This is a genomic window from Bacillus sp. IT-79MI2 (assembly GCF_949768135.1).
Taxonomy (GTDB): Bacteria; Bacillota; Bacilli; order Bacillales; family Bacillaceae_G; genus Bacillus_A; species Bacillus_A pseudomycoides.
In genome coordinates, this window is sequence record NZ_CATKPV010000051.1 from 191680 (window position 1) to 206320 (window position 14641).

A 14641-nucleotide genomic window follows, 5' to 3' on the forward strand; every position below is an offset into this window, starting at 1 on the left:
TACGAAGATTATTGGAAAAGGAGTTGCTCGTATGTATTTGAATCCAAGGCTTTCTTATATGCAGTTTTTTATTGGCTTTCTATTCATTGTGACTTTCATATTGGCAACTTTTAATGTATGTTCTTTTCTGGTGTCAATTGTATTCATGGCACTTTTAAATGTAACTTTTGTTATAGGAGCGTTTCAGCAAAAACATTATACGAGCTTTGTTATGGCCCTTGTGATGGCTTTTTCATTTAGTATTGTAGCGCTTGTACTAATAATAAAATAAAATATAAATCATTCATTAAAATGATTGTGATTGAACAGGCTGTTTATTTTCTATCCAGGAGAATAAACAGCCTATTTGTGCTAAAAAAGGACGACATTATATATCGTCCTCCTTACCAAAACATACTTGCTCCAGCGAGTAATGTTGTTACAAGCATTGAAATTAGCATAACGTATATCATAACTTTTTGTGCTTTCTTATTCATGTTAAACCTCCTTACAATCATTCCAACTTTCCCCCGCTATTTGCGGACAGTAACACTCCCACTTTAAAATTCAGCAAAAGCAAAGAAGTTAGGTGGGAGATGAACTGTCCGTAAAAGCCCGATTGGTGAGGGTTAATAATTATTGGGGGAATCGAGATCCCCCCAATAATTAAAGTTTCACTTTATTGTATCGAGAAATGGAAACATGGACAAGGGTATAGAGAAGACAAAATTCGAGAAGTGTATCTAAAATATAACAGGAAAACTTGAAATAAACAGAGAATATAAAAAGCATAGGACACAGTTTTTTCGGTGCCTTTTAAAAAAGTTTTGCAAGCTGAAGAATGGAGATACGATAATGAAAGTATATGAAACAGAACGTTTGCAATTAAGAGAAATCGATGAGTCGTATGCAGAGCAAGTTCTTCAATATTACGACAAAAATCGTGAGTTTTTAAAGGCGTGGGAAGAATATCGACCAGATGATTTTTTTACATTGGATTATCAAAGAAAACGGTTGCAAAAAGATGGGAAAGAATTTGTAGAAGGGAAAATTATTCGATTATGGATTTTTAAAAAAGGTGATGATACGAATATTATCGGTTGTATTTCTTTCAATTTAATTGTGCGTGGAATTTATCAGTCCTGTGTTCTTAGTTATAAACTAGATAAAGATGAATTAAATAAAGGTTATACGACAGAAGCGCTTAGAAAAGCAATTGAAGTGGCTTTTCAAGAATTCCAATTACATCGTATAGAAGCCCCGATTATGCCCCGTAACTTAGCATCTATTCAAGTTGTAACGAAGATTGGCTTTCAATATGAAGGGGTGTCCCGGAAGATGTTAATGGTAAATGGGATTTGGGAAGATCATATGCGGTGGGTCCTTTTAAATGAGTAGAAGAAAGCAGGTGGTTATCTAGATGTGTGAACCATCTGTTTTTTAGCTTGTCTTTCGAAACTTTTGCGAAATTCTGTTATAATTAACGATGTTACATACTTAATGCAATGCAGGAGGCGCATTCTCATGATTAATCAAGAACGTTTAGTAAATGAATTTATGGAACTTGTGCAAGTAGATTCTGAAACAAAATATGAAGCAGAAATTTGCAAAGTGTTAACAGAGAAATTTACTGCTTTAGGTATTGAAGTATTTGAAGATGACACGATGGGTGTAACTGGGCATGGTGCAGGTAACTTAATTTGTACTTTGCCAGCGACGAAAGAAGGAGTAGATACAATTTACTTCACTTCTCATATGGATACAGTAGTTCCTGGTAAAGGAATTAAGCCTTCTATTAAAGATGGTTATATTGTATCAGATGGTACTACAATTTTAGGGTCAGACGATAAAGCTGGATTAGCATCCATGTTTGAAGCAATCCGCGTTTTAAAAGAAGAAAATATTCCTCATGGAAAAATCGAGTTTATTATTACAGTTGGTGAAGAATCAGGTCTTGTTGGTGCGAAAGCATTAGATCGTGAACGTATTACAGCAAAATATGGCTATGCATTAGATAGCGATGGAAAAGTGGGCGAAATCGTAGTTGCAGCGCCAACGCAAGCAAAAGTAAATGCGATTATTCGCGGGAAAACAGCTCATGCTGGTGTAGCACCTGAAAAAGGTGTATCTGCAATTACAATCGCAGCAAAAGCAATTGCAAAAATGCCACTTGGTCGTATTGATTCTGAAACAACTGCAAATATCGGTCGTTTCGAAGGTGGCACACAAACAAACATCGTTTGTGACCATGTGCAAATTTTCGCAGAAGCTCGCTCTTTAGTAGATGAAAAAATGCAAGAGCAAGTTGCAAAAATGAAAGAAGCATTTGAAACAACTGCAAAAGAAATGGGCGGTCAAGCAGATGTTGAAGTAAAAGTTATGTACCCAGGATTTAAATTTGCTGATGGCGATCATGTTGTAGAAGTTGCAAAACGTGCTGCTGAAAAGATTGGTCGTACACCTTCTCTTCACCAAAGTGGTGGCGGAAGTGACGCAAACGTAATTGCAGGGCATGGTATCCCAACAGTAAACTTAGCAGTTGGTTATGAAGAGATTCATACAACAAACGAGAAAATTCCTGTTGAAGAATTAGCAAAAACAGCTGAATTAGTTGTGGCAATTATTGAAGAGGTAGCGAAATAATTGTTAGCAAAAAAGAACGTGTAGACCATAATAGGTTCACACGTTTTTTTATTTGGATTCAATTGCTTTTACAAGGCGAATGAGCCAATATAAAAAAATCCAGGGGAGTATATACGTTGTTGCGATGTGCACTACACGAGGGAGAAACGCGAAGGTATTAATATTGAAAATGGGAAGTAACAAGTAGCTAATTGCAATGACTAAAATAATAACGAGAAATATGTAATTGAGCTTATTATGATTGTTCATAACGATCACCTATTTTACAAAAATATCCATATTTAATGTAAGTATATCAAAAATATGATAGGAAAGAACGTGATTTTTGTCATTGAAAGGCTCCACTGTTTTCGTTGAATTTGATATAATGAAAACTAGGAACGAACGTTCTCTTTGAGGGGTGAGAAGTATGAGAGAAATGTATCCGAAAAATGGTCGTGTTATTTTGCACGTTGATATGAATTGTTTTTTCGCGTCAGTTGAAATTGCCCATGATCCATCATTAAAAGGAAAACCATTAGCGGTTGCAGGGAATGAAAAAGAACGAAAAGGAGTTATTGTAACATGTAGTTATGAAGCAAGGGAATACGGAGTACGTACAACAATGCTCCTTTGGGAAGCGAAGCGGTTATGTCCAGAGTTAGTTGTGAAGCACCCGAATTTTAAATTATATCGCGAGGCGTCGTTTGAGATGTTTCAAATTCTTTCACGCTTTACTGAAAAGATTCAGCCAGTTTCTATAGATGAAGGTTACTTAGATATAACAGATTGTTATGGATTAGGTTCACCTCTTGAGATTGCTAAGATGATTCAACAAACATTATTAACAGAATTACAGTTGCCATGCAGCATTGGAATAGCTCCAAATCTTTTTCTAGCGAAGACTGCGTCAGATATGAAAAAGCCGCTTGGTATTACTGTGTTTCGGAGACGAGATATTCAGGAATTACTTTGGCCACGTCCTGTTGAAGCAATGCATGGAATTGGTGAGAAAACAGCAGAAAGGCTAAAAGAAATCCATATACATACAATTGAACAGTTGGCAAAGGGAGAAGCGCATGTGATTCATGCGAAAATAGGAAAGCACGGCGTTGATTTACAAAAACGGGCAAAAGGTATGGATGATAGAGAAGTCGATCCAAATCAAATGGGACAACATAAAAGTATCGGAAATTCAACAACATTTTCGAAGGATATGGATGAAGAGAAGGAATTGCTTGATATGTTAGAGCGCTTATCGAAATCAGTTAGCAAAAGGCTACAAAAACGGACTCTTGTCAGCTATAACATTCAAATTATGATGAAATACTATGATCGGCGTACAGTAACGCGGAGTAAACAATTAAAAAATGCAATTTGGGAAGAACGTGATATTTTTCAAGCTGCTTCACGTTTATGGAAGCAACATTGGGATGGCGATCCGATTCGATTGCTTGGTGTCACAGCTACGGAATTAGAATGGAAAACAGAATCAATTAAACAACTGGATTTATTTTCATTTGAAGAAGATGCGAAAGAAGAGCCACTATTAGCTGTAATTGACCAGATTAATGATAAATATGGAACTCCTGTTTTACAAAGAGGGAGTCAGTTATTTCGAAAGCAGGAGAAATCTTTTCGGCAGAAATTGGAAAATAAATTTATGTAAAAAAAGTGTCATGGCAATTTAGTACTCATGACACTTTTTATATTTAACTCGCTTCTAAATCTAATGAAGTTTTCCAACCTGCAGTCGTTACTCCAGATTCCAAAAGCATTCGACTTACTACTTTCTCGATTAAGGCTGTTTGATTTGTTACCGAGAATTAGGAAATACTCTTCGAACGGTTTCGGTAAATTCTTCAAATAACCCTGTTACTGGTTTACCTTGGTTAATTTTGTCCGCATAGTCTCTCATTCGATCTACAAAATCAGGATTTGAAGATACAAATACATGACGAATATCTGGGTCGGTAGCTCTAACTTGATCTGCAACTTTCTTTTCTAATTGCTTTGTGATTTGTCCTTTTACATTTTCACGTAAAACAACTGCAACATAGGCATTTCTATTTGTGACGATTACATTTGCCTTGTCTATTTCTTCTAGTTCAATGATTCGATCTGCCGCTTTATTTGCTATGTGCAGTCGTGTTTCATTGTTCGTGACACCGTTCGTATTATTTTTTACTCTTTGAAGGTTAGTGTTGTTTCCTTCGTATGTAACATTTTGTACGCCATTGTTTTCGCGATTATCCAATGCTTTCTCCTTTTGCTTTCCTGCACATCCAAGCAATGAAATAATTGCCAAAAAAATGATTGAAAACATCTTTAATTTTTTCAATGATATCTCTCCTTTACAATACTATGTTTTTAAAATGACCAGTTGGCCATTTATTATTCATAGTAAAAAGGGGATGATATTTTGTATATTTTATAAAAACAAAAAAAGCATCGATTTTCGATGCTTTTTTATTTTTATCCCGTTATTTGCAGGCAGTAAGACCCCCATCTCAAATTTCAGTGAAAGCAAAAAAGCTAGATTGGGATCAACTGTCCGTAAAAGCCCGGTTGGTGAGGGCTAATAATCAGTGGGGGATGAAGCCACACTGATTAAAGTTTCACTTTATAGATTATGAGATGGAAGGATTTTCATAAATCACAATCTCTGAATTGTTTGTTGTTGAAATACGTTGTGCATAATATGTGATAGATGAAGAAATGTATTCCGGTAAAGTTCGATTTGTATGCGATGTGGTGTATTCATGAATTAACTCTTTTAAAGTCGTCCATTCTAGTGGTGCTGGGTGATCAGACACGAAAGAACTTACCCAGCGATCAAATGAAGATGAAAAATCAGTTTGTAAACGAAATACTTCTTTCATAGTTAAACGCTCCCTTTATTTGTAATACAATTATTTTACTATAAAACACGAACGATTGCTATTTTTTGATCGTTAACGTTCGTTTAATATAGTTGTCTAGATGAATAGTTCATAGAAATTCATTTGCCATTTGAAATAACATTCCGTAAGATGAAAGATAGATTCTATAAAGAGCTGGAGGAAAGAAAGTGGAATTTGTATTTTTAGGAACTGGTGCAGGCGTCCCTTCAAAAGGAAGAAATGTTTCGGCAATCGCTTTGCAGTTGTTAGAAGAACGAGGTGAAACGTGGTTATTTGACTGTGGTGAAGCAACACAACATCAAATTTTACATACATCAGTGCGTCCACGTCGCATTGAAAAAATATTTATTACACATTTGCATGGAGATCATATTTTTGGGTTACCTGGTTTATTAGGAAGTCGTTCCTTTCAAGGAGGAACAACTCCATTAACAGTATACGGACCAAAAGGGATTAAGCAATTCATTGAAGTCGCATTATCGGTGAGTACAACACATGTTAAATATCCACTTAAAATTGTAGAAATTACTGAGGAGGGTATTGTTTTTGAAGACAAGCAATTTCATGTAGAAACGAAGAGGTTGTCACATGGAGTTGAATGTTTTGGATACCGAATCGTTGAGAAAGACATACAAGGGCATCTCCTTGTTGAGAAGCTGCTAGAAGCTGGCGTAAAACCAGGGCCAATCTTTAAACGTTTAAAAGACGGTGAAGTAGTTGAATTAGAGGATGGAAGGGTTTTACACGGAAAAGACTTTATTGGTCCACCTCAAAAAGGAAGAATCATTACGATTTTAGGAGATACACGTTATTGTGAAGCAAGTAGAATCCTTGCGCAAGATGCAGATATACTTGTACATGAGGCAACATTTGCAGCAGCAGATGAAATCCAGGCACATGATTATTTTCACTCAACAACAGAACAGGCAGCAAGTATTGCATTGCAAGCGAATGTGAAACGGTTAATATTGACTCACATTAGTTCGCGTTATCAAGCAGATACATATAAGGAATTGTTACAAGAAGCTCAGTTGTTGTTTGCAAATACAGAAATAGCTATGGATTTGAAATGTTTTCCAGTAGAACGATAACATTTTACAAACAATGGCAACATAAGTTTGCCATTGTTTTATTTTTTATAAAATTTTTTTCTCTACAAGATAGTTGGAACTGTTATCATTTGATATCTATATGAACTAATACAGGGATTTTAAGATTTTCAGATGGATATGAGAAAAACACAAAACATCGGTCATTTTGAAAAACTGTTATATAGGTAGTTTGTCTTATTGTTAATACAAGAGAAGTAAAAAATAATCAATTCAGAAATTTTAAAATTCAACAAAAGTAAGCGTTTCATAAAAAACAAGCTATAATGAAGGCAAATTACAATTCGTCGTGAGTTACAGCGTGCATTTTAGCCATTTTTCGTAACGAAACGAAATTGACTAAAAGAGAGAGGGCATCCTAGAGATTATTAAGGGAACCGTATTATTATTATTTGTACTCAGTCTTTTTTCACTCTTTAGTTTCAAAGCACCGAATGGTATAAAGGCAATGGGAGCTCTAGCAAATGCTGCAGTTGCAAGTTTCTTAGTTGAAGCATTTCAGCTATATGTTGGTGGGGATTTAATTGGAATACCGTTTTTAAAAGAAGTTGGAGAATCAGCAGGTAGTCTAGGCAGAGTAGCTGGTGCAACTCTTGTTGCGTTAGCAATGGGGGTATCACCTGTTTATGCTATGCTTGTAGGGGCTTCTGTGTTAAAATTTGGATTGCTACCAGGATTTATTGCTGGTGCGATTGCCGGACTTATGGTTATGTATGGTTTTAATGATCCGATGAAAGTAACGCTATGTTTCTTATGTATTATGGTGTCTGGTATTATTGCAGGATATATTGGCTCACTTCTATTCAAAAACTATCCAATTCGTACAGCGGAGCAAATTCGTGGTACGGGAGGAAAGGCAACAGAATCGGCAGCTTAATAGAATAGTAGTAAGCAATTTTTTATAAAAGATTTAGGGGGAATCATGATGAAATATCGCTCAGTATTTGATATTATCGGTCCAGTTATGATTGGGCCGTCCAGTTCACATACAGCAGGTGCAGCAAGAATGGGGCAAGTTGCTCGTCAACTTTTCCGTCATGAACCAAAAAGAGTTACGATTTCGTTATATGGCTCGTTTGCAAAAACATATCGTGGTCATGGAACAGATGTAGCATTGATTGGTGGTATACTAGGATTTGAAACAGATGATACACGTATCCCAAGTGCGCTAGAAATTGCAAAAGAGCGTGGGATTGAAGTGGACTTTATTGAAGAAGAAGCGAATGCACCACATCCGAATACAGCGAGAATTCGTTTGTATAAAGGAGAAGAGGAGATTGAAGTGGTCGCTTGTTCAATTGGTGGTGGAAAGATTGAAGTGGTGGAATTAAATGGGTTTGATTTACAACTATCAGGAACAAGTCCGGCACTTCTTATTGTAAATAATGATCGCTTTGGAGCGATTGCATCTGTAGCTTCTATACTTGCCAAACATGAAATTAATATTAGTACGATGAGTGTTTCACGTAAGGAAAAAGGAAGAAGAGCGCTTATGGTCATTGAAACAGATGAATTGTTGGCAGATGAAGTTATCGAAGAAATTAAAGGACAATCTAATATTTGTCAAGTAACTATTATGGATTAATTGCAGGGGGGACACACCATGTTTCGGAACGCAGCGGAACTAGTGGCGCAAGCTAAAGAACAGAATGTAAAAATTGCAGAAATAATGATTCAATGTGAAATGAAGACAAGAAGTATCTCTCGTGAAGAAGTACTTGCAGGCATGGAGAAAAACTTAGTCGTGATGGAACAAGCGGTAGAGCGTGGTATTAAAGGTGTGAAATCACCGACTGGTTTAACTGGCGGAGATGCGGTGAAAGTACAAGAGTATATGAAGAGCGGAAAAGGTTTATCTGGGCATACGATGTTGGATGCAGTGAGCAAAGCGGTTGCAACAAACGAAGTAAATGCAGCAATGGGAATCATTTGTGCAACACCAACAGCTGGATCAGCTGGGACTGTACCAGGCGTACTATTTGCGCTCAAAGAAAAATTACAGCCAACACGTGAAGAAATGATTGAATTTTTATTTACAGCAGGAGCATTTGGGATGGTTGTTGCCAATAATGCTTGCATTTCAGGTGCAGCTGGAGGTTGTCAAGCTGAGGTTGGTTCAGCAAGTGGAATGGCAGCAGCGGCAGCTGTTGAAATGGCTGGAGGAACACAAGAGCAAGCAGCTACAGCGATGGCGATTGCTTTAAAAAATATGCTAGGGTTAGTATGTGATCCAGTTGCTGGACTTGTAGAAGTACCTTGTGTAAAACGTAATGCAGCAGGTGCTTCAAATGCTATGATTGCAGCGGATTTATCACTAGCTGGTGTAACAAGTACAATTCCATGCGATGAAGTTATTGAAGCGATGTTTAGAATTGGGCAAACAATGCCAGTTGCACTTCGTGAGACAGCTGAAGGTGGACTAGCAGCAACACCAACAGGGCGTCGCCTTCAAGAAGAGATTTTTGGAAAGAGTAGCAAATAAGAGAAGACAATCGTGATAAAAGAACGGAGCTCAGATCTATTTTCTGAGCTCCGTTTATTATTTTTCGTTTGTTAATTGTTCTAATGTTTTTCCAAGTTCATGTGATCGTTTTGTAGCTTGTGTAATACATGCGACGAGTGCTTGTTGAAAATTAAAACTTTGAAGAACCTCGATCCCAGCTTCTGTCGTTCCACCAGGAGAGGTGATTTCTTTTCGTAAGATAGAAGGGTGCTTAGTATTAGCCTTAAGCATTTCAGCGGCACCAATCATTGTTTGCAAAATAAGTGATTTAGCCACAGACTCTTCTAAGCCGATCTGTTTTGCGGCTTCTTCCATTGCTTCAACTACGTAATACACGTACGCAGGGCCACTCCCAGATAGTGCAGTAACAGCATGCATATGTTCTTCTTCCACCACTGAAACAAGGCCAATTGTTTCAAATAAAGATTTAGCAATGTAAATGTGCTGCTCTGTTGCATGCAAGGATGGAGAAATAGCTGTGGCTGATTTTAAAATAGCGGCTGATGTATTTGGCATTGCTCGGATAATCGGAACATTTTTTTGAAGCAGGCTTGTAATAGAACTTGTAGAAACACCTGCTAATAATGAAATAACGAGTTGATTATTCGTTATATATTTTTTTATAGGTTGAAGTGCTTCTGCGACGTCTTTTGGCTTCATTGCAAGGAAAATAATATCTGCATGAGCAAGTAGTTCTTCTTTGTTATGTGTTCCTTTGACACCGTATTTTGTATGTAATTCCTGTAATCTTGTTTCATTTGAGCGGTTACTTACTGTAATTTGTTTACCCGTTACAACCTTCGCATCTAATAAACCGGCGATGATTGCTTCAGCTATAGATCCGGCACCTAGAAAGGAAATATTTTGAATAGACATGATGAAGCCTCCTTAATTTTTGTAAGAAAAACTTATAAATTTACATACATTCGTTTTATTATAGAAAACACCTTCTTTTTATCTGAAAATAATGACAAATTTTTAAAGAAGTTGTAAACTGAAGAGGGATTCATTTTTGAACCGGAGAGAGACGGGGGGCATAAACATGGTAACAATTCATCGAATGGAGATTCCTGTTCCATTTGCAGTTGAGACAGTTAATGTGTTTTTAGTAAAGGGAGAATCATTAACATTAATTGATACAGGGACAAATACAAAAGAGGCCAGGGCAGCATTAGAAAAACAATTAAGGACTTTAGGATATAGGATAGAAGACATTGAAACAGTAGTGATTACACATCATCATGCTGATCATTGTGGGCTTTTAAATACATTTTCTGAGAAGACAAATATTGTAGGCCATCCTTGGAATGAGCCGTGGATTACGCAGGATTCTCAATTTTTGAAACGTTATCAACAATTTTTTAAAGAAGCCGCATTACAGTTCGGAGTTCCAGAAGCATTTTTGAAGGATGAAGCATTACTTACGACGAAAACACTTAAATATTCTTGTAATAGATCGTTAACACATACTGTACGAGAGGGAGACAGTATTGAAGCGTTACCTGAGTTTACAGTTATTGAAACACCAGGGCATGCTTCGACTCATATTTCGTTATACAGGGAGCGTGATGGACTATTAATTGGTGGGGATGCTTTAATCAGTCATATTTCCTCCAATCCGATACTAGAACCGCCATATGAAGGACAGACAGAGCGAGCGCGACCTTTACTACAATATAATCAAACATTAAAACGTTTAAGTAACATGAAGATTTCACGCATTTTATCAGGTCATGGAGAAGACATTGTGAATGTGAAAGAGCTGATAGAGGGAAGGTTGCAAAAACAAGAAACACGTGCTTTCAAAGTGTTAGAATTATTAAAAGAAAAACCGATGACAGCCTTCGAAGTATGTGTGAAATTATTCCCTGTATTATATAAAGAGCAATTGCCACTTACGATTTCGGAAACAGTTGGACAATTGGACTTTTTAGCATATAATCAACAAGTGATGATTGATGAATCGTCGCCACAATTGATTTATTATGCAAAGTAGGTGACAGCGATGACGGGACGTTTACAAGAAAAAGTAATCGTCATTACAGGAGCTTCTAGTGGAATTGGAGAACAAGTTGCGATGCAAGTTGCAGCAGAGGGCGCGATTCCTGTATTAATAGCGCGGACAGAAGAAAAACTACGAGTATTAGCTGGAAAGATTAAAGCGACTTACAATACGCCTTGCTATTATTACGTATTAGATGTAAGTGAAGAAGTAGAGATTGATACTGTTTTTGCAAGAATATTAAAGGATGCAGGGCAGATTGATATATTGGTAAACAATGCTGGTTTTGGTATTTTCAAAACGTTTGAAGAAGCGTCCATGACTGAAGTGAAAGATATGTTTCAGGTCAATGTATTTGGATTAGTAGCTTGTACGAAAGCGGTATTACCTCATATGTTAGAGAGAAATAGTGGACAAATCATTAATATTGCTTCGTTAGCAGGGAAAATTGCAACGCCAAAATCTAGTGCGTATGCAGCAAGCAAACATGCAGTATTAGGATTTACGAATAGCTTACGCATGGAGCTCTCAAATACAAATATTCATGTAACAGCGATTAATCCAGGGCCAATTGACACAAACTTTTTTGATATTGCTGATCAATCAGGTACATATGTAAAAAATATGGGACGTTACATGTTAAAGCCAACATACGTAGCAGAGCAAATTGTAAAAGCGATGCAAACGAAAAAGCGTGAAGTGAATTTGCCAAAATGGATGAGTGTTGGACCAAAATTTTTTGCGTTATTTCCAGGTTTTTTTGAACGTATAGCAGGTAAATCATTAAGTAAAAAATAGGAGATTTCCATTTGGAAATCTCCTGTTTTTTATTTTCCCGTAATATATTCATAAACAATATCCTCAATTGCTTCATATACATCGATATCAGGTTCCGAACCAATGGTTGTTTGGACACTTTGAATTAAAGTTTCCTGATCCTCTTTTGAAATAGGTTTACATTGATATTGCCGAAAACTTTTTATCAACATCTTTTCAATTAATTTTTCATTCATGTTTTTCCTCGCTTGCATGTATAAATGTATTGTTTTTATTGTACTTGAAGTATAGAAAAAATACTAGCACACATCAAAGGTGTATAAAAATTCATTTATAATTATTGTTTTTCTAGAAAAATTACGTTTTTAAAAGTTTTAAAATTAATAAATATTTAATTGACTCTATAAATATACAATATTATAATCATATTTAATTTAAAGAATCGATATAAGGAGGAGCATATGAAAGTCGCGATTATTGGAGCAACTGGATATGGAGGAATTGAGTTAATAAGGTTGTTACATCATCATCCATATTTTTCGATTACATCTGTCCATTCTTTTTCACAAGTAGGGGAACGAATAACAAATGTATATCCGCACTTACAAAATTTTATTGTCCATACGTTACAAGAAATCGACGTGGATGTAATAGCGAAGGAGGCTAGTATTGTATTTTTAGCGACACCGGCAGGGGTTTCGGCGCATATAACGCCACGCTTGCTAGCGTCTGGTTTAAAAGTTATTGATTTATCAGGTGATTTTCGTATGTTGAATCCTTGTACATATGAAACATGGTATAAAAGGCCCGCTGCAAAGGAAGAAATTCTTCAAAAGGCAGTGTATGGATTAAGTGAATGGAAAAAGTTGGCTATTAAGGAAACGGAATTGGTTGCAAATCCAGGATGTTTTGCAACAGCGGCACTACTAGCAGCTGCGCCATTAATGCGGGGCGGGATGATAGAGGAAGACTCACTTATTATCGATGCGAAATCAGGGGTGTCAGGAGCGGGAAAAACACCGACAACAATGACTCATTTTCCAGAGCTGTATGATAATTTCCATATTTATAAAGTGAATGAGCACCAGCATGTTCCAGAGATTGAACAAATGCTTGGTGAGTGGAATAAACAGGCGAAACCAATTACATTTAGTACACATTTAATTCCGATATCGAGAGGGATTATGGTTACTCTCTATGCAAAAGCAAAACGAGATATCCATGCACAGATATTAGAGAAGTTATATGAAGAAACGTATTGTCATGCTCCTTTTGTTCGTATCCGTTCTAAAGGAGAGTTTCCAAGTCCAAAAGAAGTAAGGGGTTCAAATTATTGTGACATTGGAGCGGCTTATGATGAACGAACAGGACGTATTACAGTTGTTTCCGTTATCGACAATATGATGAAAGGAGCAGCTGGGCAAGCAATTCAAAATGCAAACTTATTAGCAGGTCTGGAGGAAACGGCGGGATTACAATATATGCCGCTCTATCCATAAGGGGGAAGAATGATGATTGGAACAGATTCTATTATAAAAGTTGCAAGTGGATCAATTGTAACGCCACAAGGTTTTGCAGCGATTGGTACCCAGGTTGGGTTGAAAAAAGGGAAAAAAGATATGGGAGCAATTGTTTGTGATGTTCCTGCTAATTGCGGAGCTGTTTATACAACAAATCAATTTCAAGCTGCGCCAGTACAAGTTACAAAAGAAAGTATAGCTGTGGAAGGAAAGCTACAAGCAATTGTTGTAAATAGCGGAAATGCAAATGCATGTACAGGTGTACAGGGGTTACAAGATGCGTATGAAATGAAAACGTTGGCTGCGAAACAATTCCAGGTAAAAGAAAATCATGTGGCAGTTGCTTCAACAGGTGTCATTGGAGTTTCTTTACCAATGGAAGCAATTCGTACTGGTATTTCCTATCTCGTACCATCGAAAGAAAAAGAGAAGGCAGCTTCCTTTTATGAAGCGATATTAACAACGGATCTTGTTATAAAGCAATCATGCTATCAGTTTATGATTGAAGGAAAAGAAGTGATGATTGCAGGGGCAGCAAAAGGTTCTGGTATGATTCATCCGAATATGGCAACGATGCTTAGCTTTATTACAACAGATGTAAATATAGAACAAGAAGCACTCCAGCTAGCATTATCACAAGTTACGAATCATACATTTAATCAAATTACTGTGGACGGTGATACATCTACAAATGATATGGTCGTTGTAATGGCAAGTGGGTTATCAGGAACAACTGCTATTCATACGAATCATACGGAGTGGGAGAAGTTTATGTTTGCTTTGCAAAAGGTATGTGAGGACTTAGCGAAGCAAATTGCTAAAGATGGTGAAGGTGCTACTAAGTTAGTTGAAGTAAATGTATACGGAGCACGAACAGTAGAAGAAGGGAATAAGATTGCGAAACAAATTGTTGGCTCAAGTCTTGTGAAAACTGCAATGTATGGTGAAGATGCAAATTGGGGCCGCATTATTAGTGCGATTGGTCAAAGTGGAGTTGTTATTGATCCTATCGCTGTTGATATTGCTGTTCAGTCTATTTCTGTTTTACAAAGCAGCGAGCTACAAGCTTTTTCTCAAGAGGAAATGAAACAAAAATTAAAGGAATCTGAAATTGTTATTGATGCTCATTTGCACCTTGGAGGGGAGAAAGGAAGAGCTTGGGGCTGCGACTTAAGCTATGACTATGTGAAAATAAATGCTTGTTATCGTACGTAAGGAGAGAGAAG

General features: G+C 36.8%; 18 protein-coding genes and 1 pseudogene. 12 read left to right on the forward strand and 7 right to left on the reverse strand.

Features of this window, described 5'->3' with window-relative positions; all coding sequences use genetic code 11:
- Nucleotides 1-31: 31 nt before the first annotated feature.
- Entirely contained in the window at nt 32-271 is a 240-nt protein-coding gene (locus ACM6HU_RS07770) for a DUF3894 domain-containing protein (RefSeq protein WP_016116232.1), read from the forward strand.
- A gap of 112 nt (nt 272-383) precedes the next feature.
- Here the strand turns inward: ACM6HU_RS07770 and prli42 are convergent, their stop codons facing one another.
- Nucleotides 384-476, reverse strand: coding sequence for a stressosome-associated protein Prli42 (prli42, locus tag ACM6HU_RS07775; protein WP_016116231.1), 93 nt, complete (start codon nt 474-476; stop codon nt 384-386).
- Between the two features lie 358 nt (nt 477-834).
- Between prli42 and ACM6HU_RS07780 the strand changes: the two genes are divergently transcribed.
- Complete coding sequence (locus ACM6HU_RS07780) at nt 835-1377, forward strand: GNAT family N-acetyltransferase (RefSeq protein WP_016116230.1); 543 nt, start codon at nt 835-837, stop codon at nt 1375-1377.
- A gap of 126 nt (nt 1378-1503) precedes the next feature.
- Nucleotides 1504-2622: a tripeptidase T gene (locus ACM6HU_RS07785; RefSeq protein WP_016116229.1), complete on the forward strand. Its 1119-nt coding sequence runs from the start codon at nt 1504-1506 to the stop codon at nt 2620-2622.
- Nucleotides 2623-2670: 48 nt separating this feature from the next.
- On the opposite strand, the gene ACM6HU_RS07790 is transcribed toward ACM6HU_RS07785, so the two are convergent.
- Nucleotides 2671-2871, reverse strand: coding sequence for a hypothetical protein (locus ACM6HU_RS07790; protein WP_077293880.1), 201 nt, complete (start codon nt 2869-2871; stop codon nt 2671-2673).
- A gap of 160 nt (nt 2872-3031) precedes the next feature.
- Between ACM6HU_RS07790 and ACM6HU_RS07795 the strand changes: the two genes are divergently transcribed.
- A complete protein-coding gene (locus ACM6HU_RS07795; RefSeq protein WP_088093657.1) occupies nt 3032-4270 on the forward strand; it encodes a DNA polymerase IV in 1239 nt (412 codons plus the stop codon).
- A 43-nt stretch (nt 4271-4313) separates the two neighbouring features.
- Here ACM6HU_RS07795 and ACM6HU_RS07800 read toward each other — a convergent pair.
- The 3 genes and pseudogenes from ACM6HU_RS07800 to ACM6HU_RS07810 all read right to left on the reverse strand — a co-directional run.
- A pseudogene (locus ACM6HU_RS07800) lies at nt 4314-4418 on the reverse strand (MgtC/SapB family protein); the annotation flags it as partial.
- Nucleotides 4418-4942: a YhcN/YlaJ family sporulation lipoprotein gene (locus tag ACM6HU_RS07805; RefSeq protein WP_414848099.1), complete on the reverse strand. Its 525-nt coding sequence runs from the start codon at nt 4940-4942 to the stop codon at nt 4418-4420. The gene ACM6HU_RS07805 and the pseudogene ACM6HU_RS07800, both read right to left, overlap by 1 nt.
- Nucleotides 4943-5231: 289 nt before the next feature.
- Nucleotides 5232-5483 carry a DUF3932 family protein gene (locus tag ACM6HU_RS07810; protein WP_003200148.1) on the reverse strand — a complete coding sequence of 84 codons (252 nt, stop codon included), beginning with the start codon at nt 5481-5483 and terminating at the stop codon, nt 5232-5234.
- 188 nt (nt 5484-5671) lie between these two features.
- Between ACM6HU_RS07810 and rnz the strand changes: the two genes are divergently transcribed.
- The 4 genes from rnz to sdaAA all read left to right on the forward strand — a co-directional run bounded on the left by rnz (nt 5672) and on the right by sdaAA (nt 9095).
- Complete coding sequence (gene rnz, locus ACM6HU_RS07815) at nt 5672-6595, forward strand: ribonuclease Z (RefSeq protein WP_016116226.1); 924 nt, start codon at nt 5672-5674, stop codon at nt 6593-6595.
- A 466-nt stretch (nt 6596-7061) separates the two neighbouring features.
- On the forward strand, nt 7062-7490 hold the full coding sequence (locus ACM6HU_RS07820) for a PTS sugar transporter subunit IIC (protein ID WP_016116225.1): 429 nt from the start codon (nt 7062-7064) through the stop codon (nt 7488-7490).
- A gap of 48 nt (nt 7491-7538) precedes the next feature.
- Nucleotides 7539-8198 (forward strand): L-serine ammonia-lyase, iron-sulfur-dependent subunit beta, encoded by a 660-nt coding sequence (sdaAB, locus tag ACM6HU_RS07825; protein WP_016116224.1) that lies wholly within the window; start codon nt 7539-7541, stop codon nt 8196-8198.
- Between the two features lie 18 nt (nt 8199-8216).
- Entirely contained in the window at nt 8217-9095 is an 879-nt protein-coding gene (gene sdaAA, locus ACM6HU_RS07830) for an L-serine ammonia-lyase, iron-sulfur-dependent, subunit alpha (protein WP_016116223.1), read from the forward strand.
- A gap of 57 nt (nt 9096-9152) precedes the next feature.
- Here sdaAA and proI read toward each other — a convergent pair whose 3' ends face one another.
- The gene (gene proI / locus ACM6HU_RS07835) at nt 9153-9992 is read right to left on the reverse strand and encodes a pyrroline-5-carboxylate reductase ProI (RefSeq protein WP_016116222.1); all 840 of its coding nucleotides are present in this window, start codon (nt 9990-9992) and stop codon (nt 9153-9155) included.
- 166 nt (nt 9993-10158) lie between these two features.
- Here proI and ACM6HU_RS07840 point away from each other — a divergent pair, with 166 nt between their 5' ends.
- Both ACM6HU_RS07840 and ACM6HU_RS07845 read left to right on the forward strand, forming a co-directional pair.
- Nucleotides 10159-11112 carry an MBL fold metallo-hydrolase gene (locus ACM6HU_RS07840; protein WP_016116221.1) on the forward strand — a complete coding sequence of 318 codons (954 nt, stop codon included), beginning with the start codon at nt 10159-10161 and terminating at the stop codon, nt 11110-11112.
- Nucleotides 11113-11121: 9 nt separating this feature from the next.
- A complete protein-coding gene (locus ACM6HU_RS07845; protein WP_016116220.1) occupies nt 11122-11916 on the forward strand; it encodes an SDR family NAD(P)-dependent oxidoreductase in 795 nt (264 codons plus the stop codon).
- 29 nt (nt 11917-11945) lie between these two features.
- On the opposite strand, the gene ACM6HU_RS07850 is transcribed toward ACM6HU_RS07845, so the two are convergent.
- A complete protein-coding gene (locus tag ACM6HU_RS07850; protein WP_016116219.1) occupies nt 11946-12131 on the reverse strand; it encodes a YqzH family protein in 186 nt (61 codons plus the stop codon).
- A gap of 225 nt (nt 12132-12356) precedes the next feature.
- Here ACM6HU_RS07850 and argC point away from each other — a divergent pair, with 225 nt between their 5' ends.
- Together argC and argJ are read left to right on the forward strand one after the other, a co-directional pair.
- Complete coding sequence (gene argC / locus ACM6HU_RS07855; protein ID WP_016116218.1) at nt 12357-13394, forward strand: N-acetyl-gamma-glutamyl-phosphate reductase; 1038 nt, start codon at nt 12357-12359, stop codon at nt 13392-13394.
- 12 nt (nt 13395-13406) lie between these two features.
- The gene (gene argJ, locus ACM6HU_RS07860) at nt 13407-14630 is read left to right on the forward strand and encodes a bifunctional glutamate N-acetyltransferase/amino-acid acetyltransferase ArgJ (RefSeq protein WP_016116217.1); all 1224 of its coding nucleotides are present in this window, start codon (nt 13407-13409) and stop codon (nt 14628-14630) included.
- The last annotated feature ends 11 nt before the right edge of the window (nt 14631-14641 follow it).

What these genes read in the sequence shown, in the direction of transcription:
- ACM6HU_RS07770 (WP_016116232.1), top strand. Translation starts at nt 32, where the DNA reads ATGTATTTGAATCCAAGGCTTTCTTATATGCAGTTTTTTATTGGCTTT.
- prli42 (WP_016116231.1), bottom strand. Translation starts at nt 476, where the DNA reads ATGAATAAGAAAGCACAAAAAGTTATGATATACGTTATGCTAATTTCA.
- ACM6HU_RS07780 (WP_016116230.1), top strand. Translation starts at nt 835, where the DNA reads ATGAAAGTATATGAAACAGAACGTTTGCAATTAAGAGAAATCGATGAG.
- ACM6HU_RS07785 (WP_016116229.1), top strand. Translation starts at nt 1,504, where the DNA reads ATGATTAATCAAGAACGTTTAGTAAATGAATTTATGGAACTTGTGCAA.
- ACM6HU_RS07790 (WP_077293880.1), bottom strand. Translation starts at nt 2,871, where the DNA reads ATGAACAATCATAATAAGCTCAATTACATATTTCTCGTTATTATTTTA.
- ACM6HU_RS07795 (WP_088093657.1), top strand. Translation starts at nt 3,032, where the DNA reads ATGAGAGAAATGTATCCGAAAAATGGTCGTGTTATTTTGCACGTTGAT.
- ACM6HU_RS07810 (WP_003200148.1), bottom strand. Translation starts at nt 5,483, where the DNA reads ATGAAAGAAGTATTTCGTTTACAAACTGATTTTTCATCTTCATTTGAT.
- ACM6HU_RS07820 (WP_016116225.1), top strand. Translation starts at nt 7,062, where the DNA reads ATGGGAGCTCTAGCAAATGCTGCAGTTGCAAGTTTCTTAGTTGAAGCA.
- sdaAB (WP_016116224.1), top strand. Translation starts at nt 7,539, where the DNA reads ATGAAATATCGCTCAGTATTTGATATTATCGGTCCAGTTATGATTGGG.
- sdaAA (WP_016116223.1), top strand. Translation starts at nt 8,217, where the DNA reads ATGTTTCGGAACGCAGCGGAACTAGTGGCGCAAGCTAAAGAACAGAAT.
- proI (WP_016116222.1), bottom strand. Translation starts at nt 9,992, where the DNA reads ATGTCTATTCAAAATATTTCCTTTCTAGGTGCCGGATCTATAGCTGAA.
- ACM6HU_RS07840 (WP_016116221.1), top strand. Translation starts at nt 10,159, where the DNA reads ATGGTAACAATTCATCGAATGGAGATTCCTGTTCCATTTGCAGTTGAG.
- ACM6HU_RS07845 (WP_016116220.1), top strand. Translation starts at nt 11,122, where the DNA reads ATGACGGGACGTTTACAAGAAAAAGTAATCGTCATTACAGGAGCTTCT.
- ACM6HU_RS07850 (WP_016116219.1), bottom strand. Translation starts at nt 12,131, where the DNA reads ATGAATGAAAAATTAATTGAAAAGATGTTGATAAAAAGTTTTCGGCAA.
- argC (WP_016116218.1), top strand. Translation starts at nt 12,357, where the DNA reads ATGAAAGTCGCGATTATTGGAGCAACTGGATATGGAGGAATTGAGTTA.
- argJ (WP_016116217.1), top strand. Translation starts at nt 13,407, where the DNA reads ATGATTGGAACAGATTCTATTATAAAAGTTGCAAGTGGATCAATTGTA.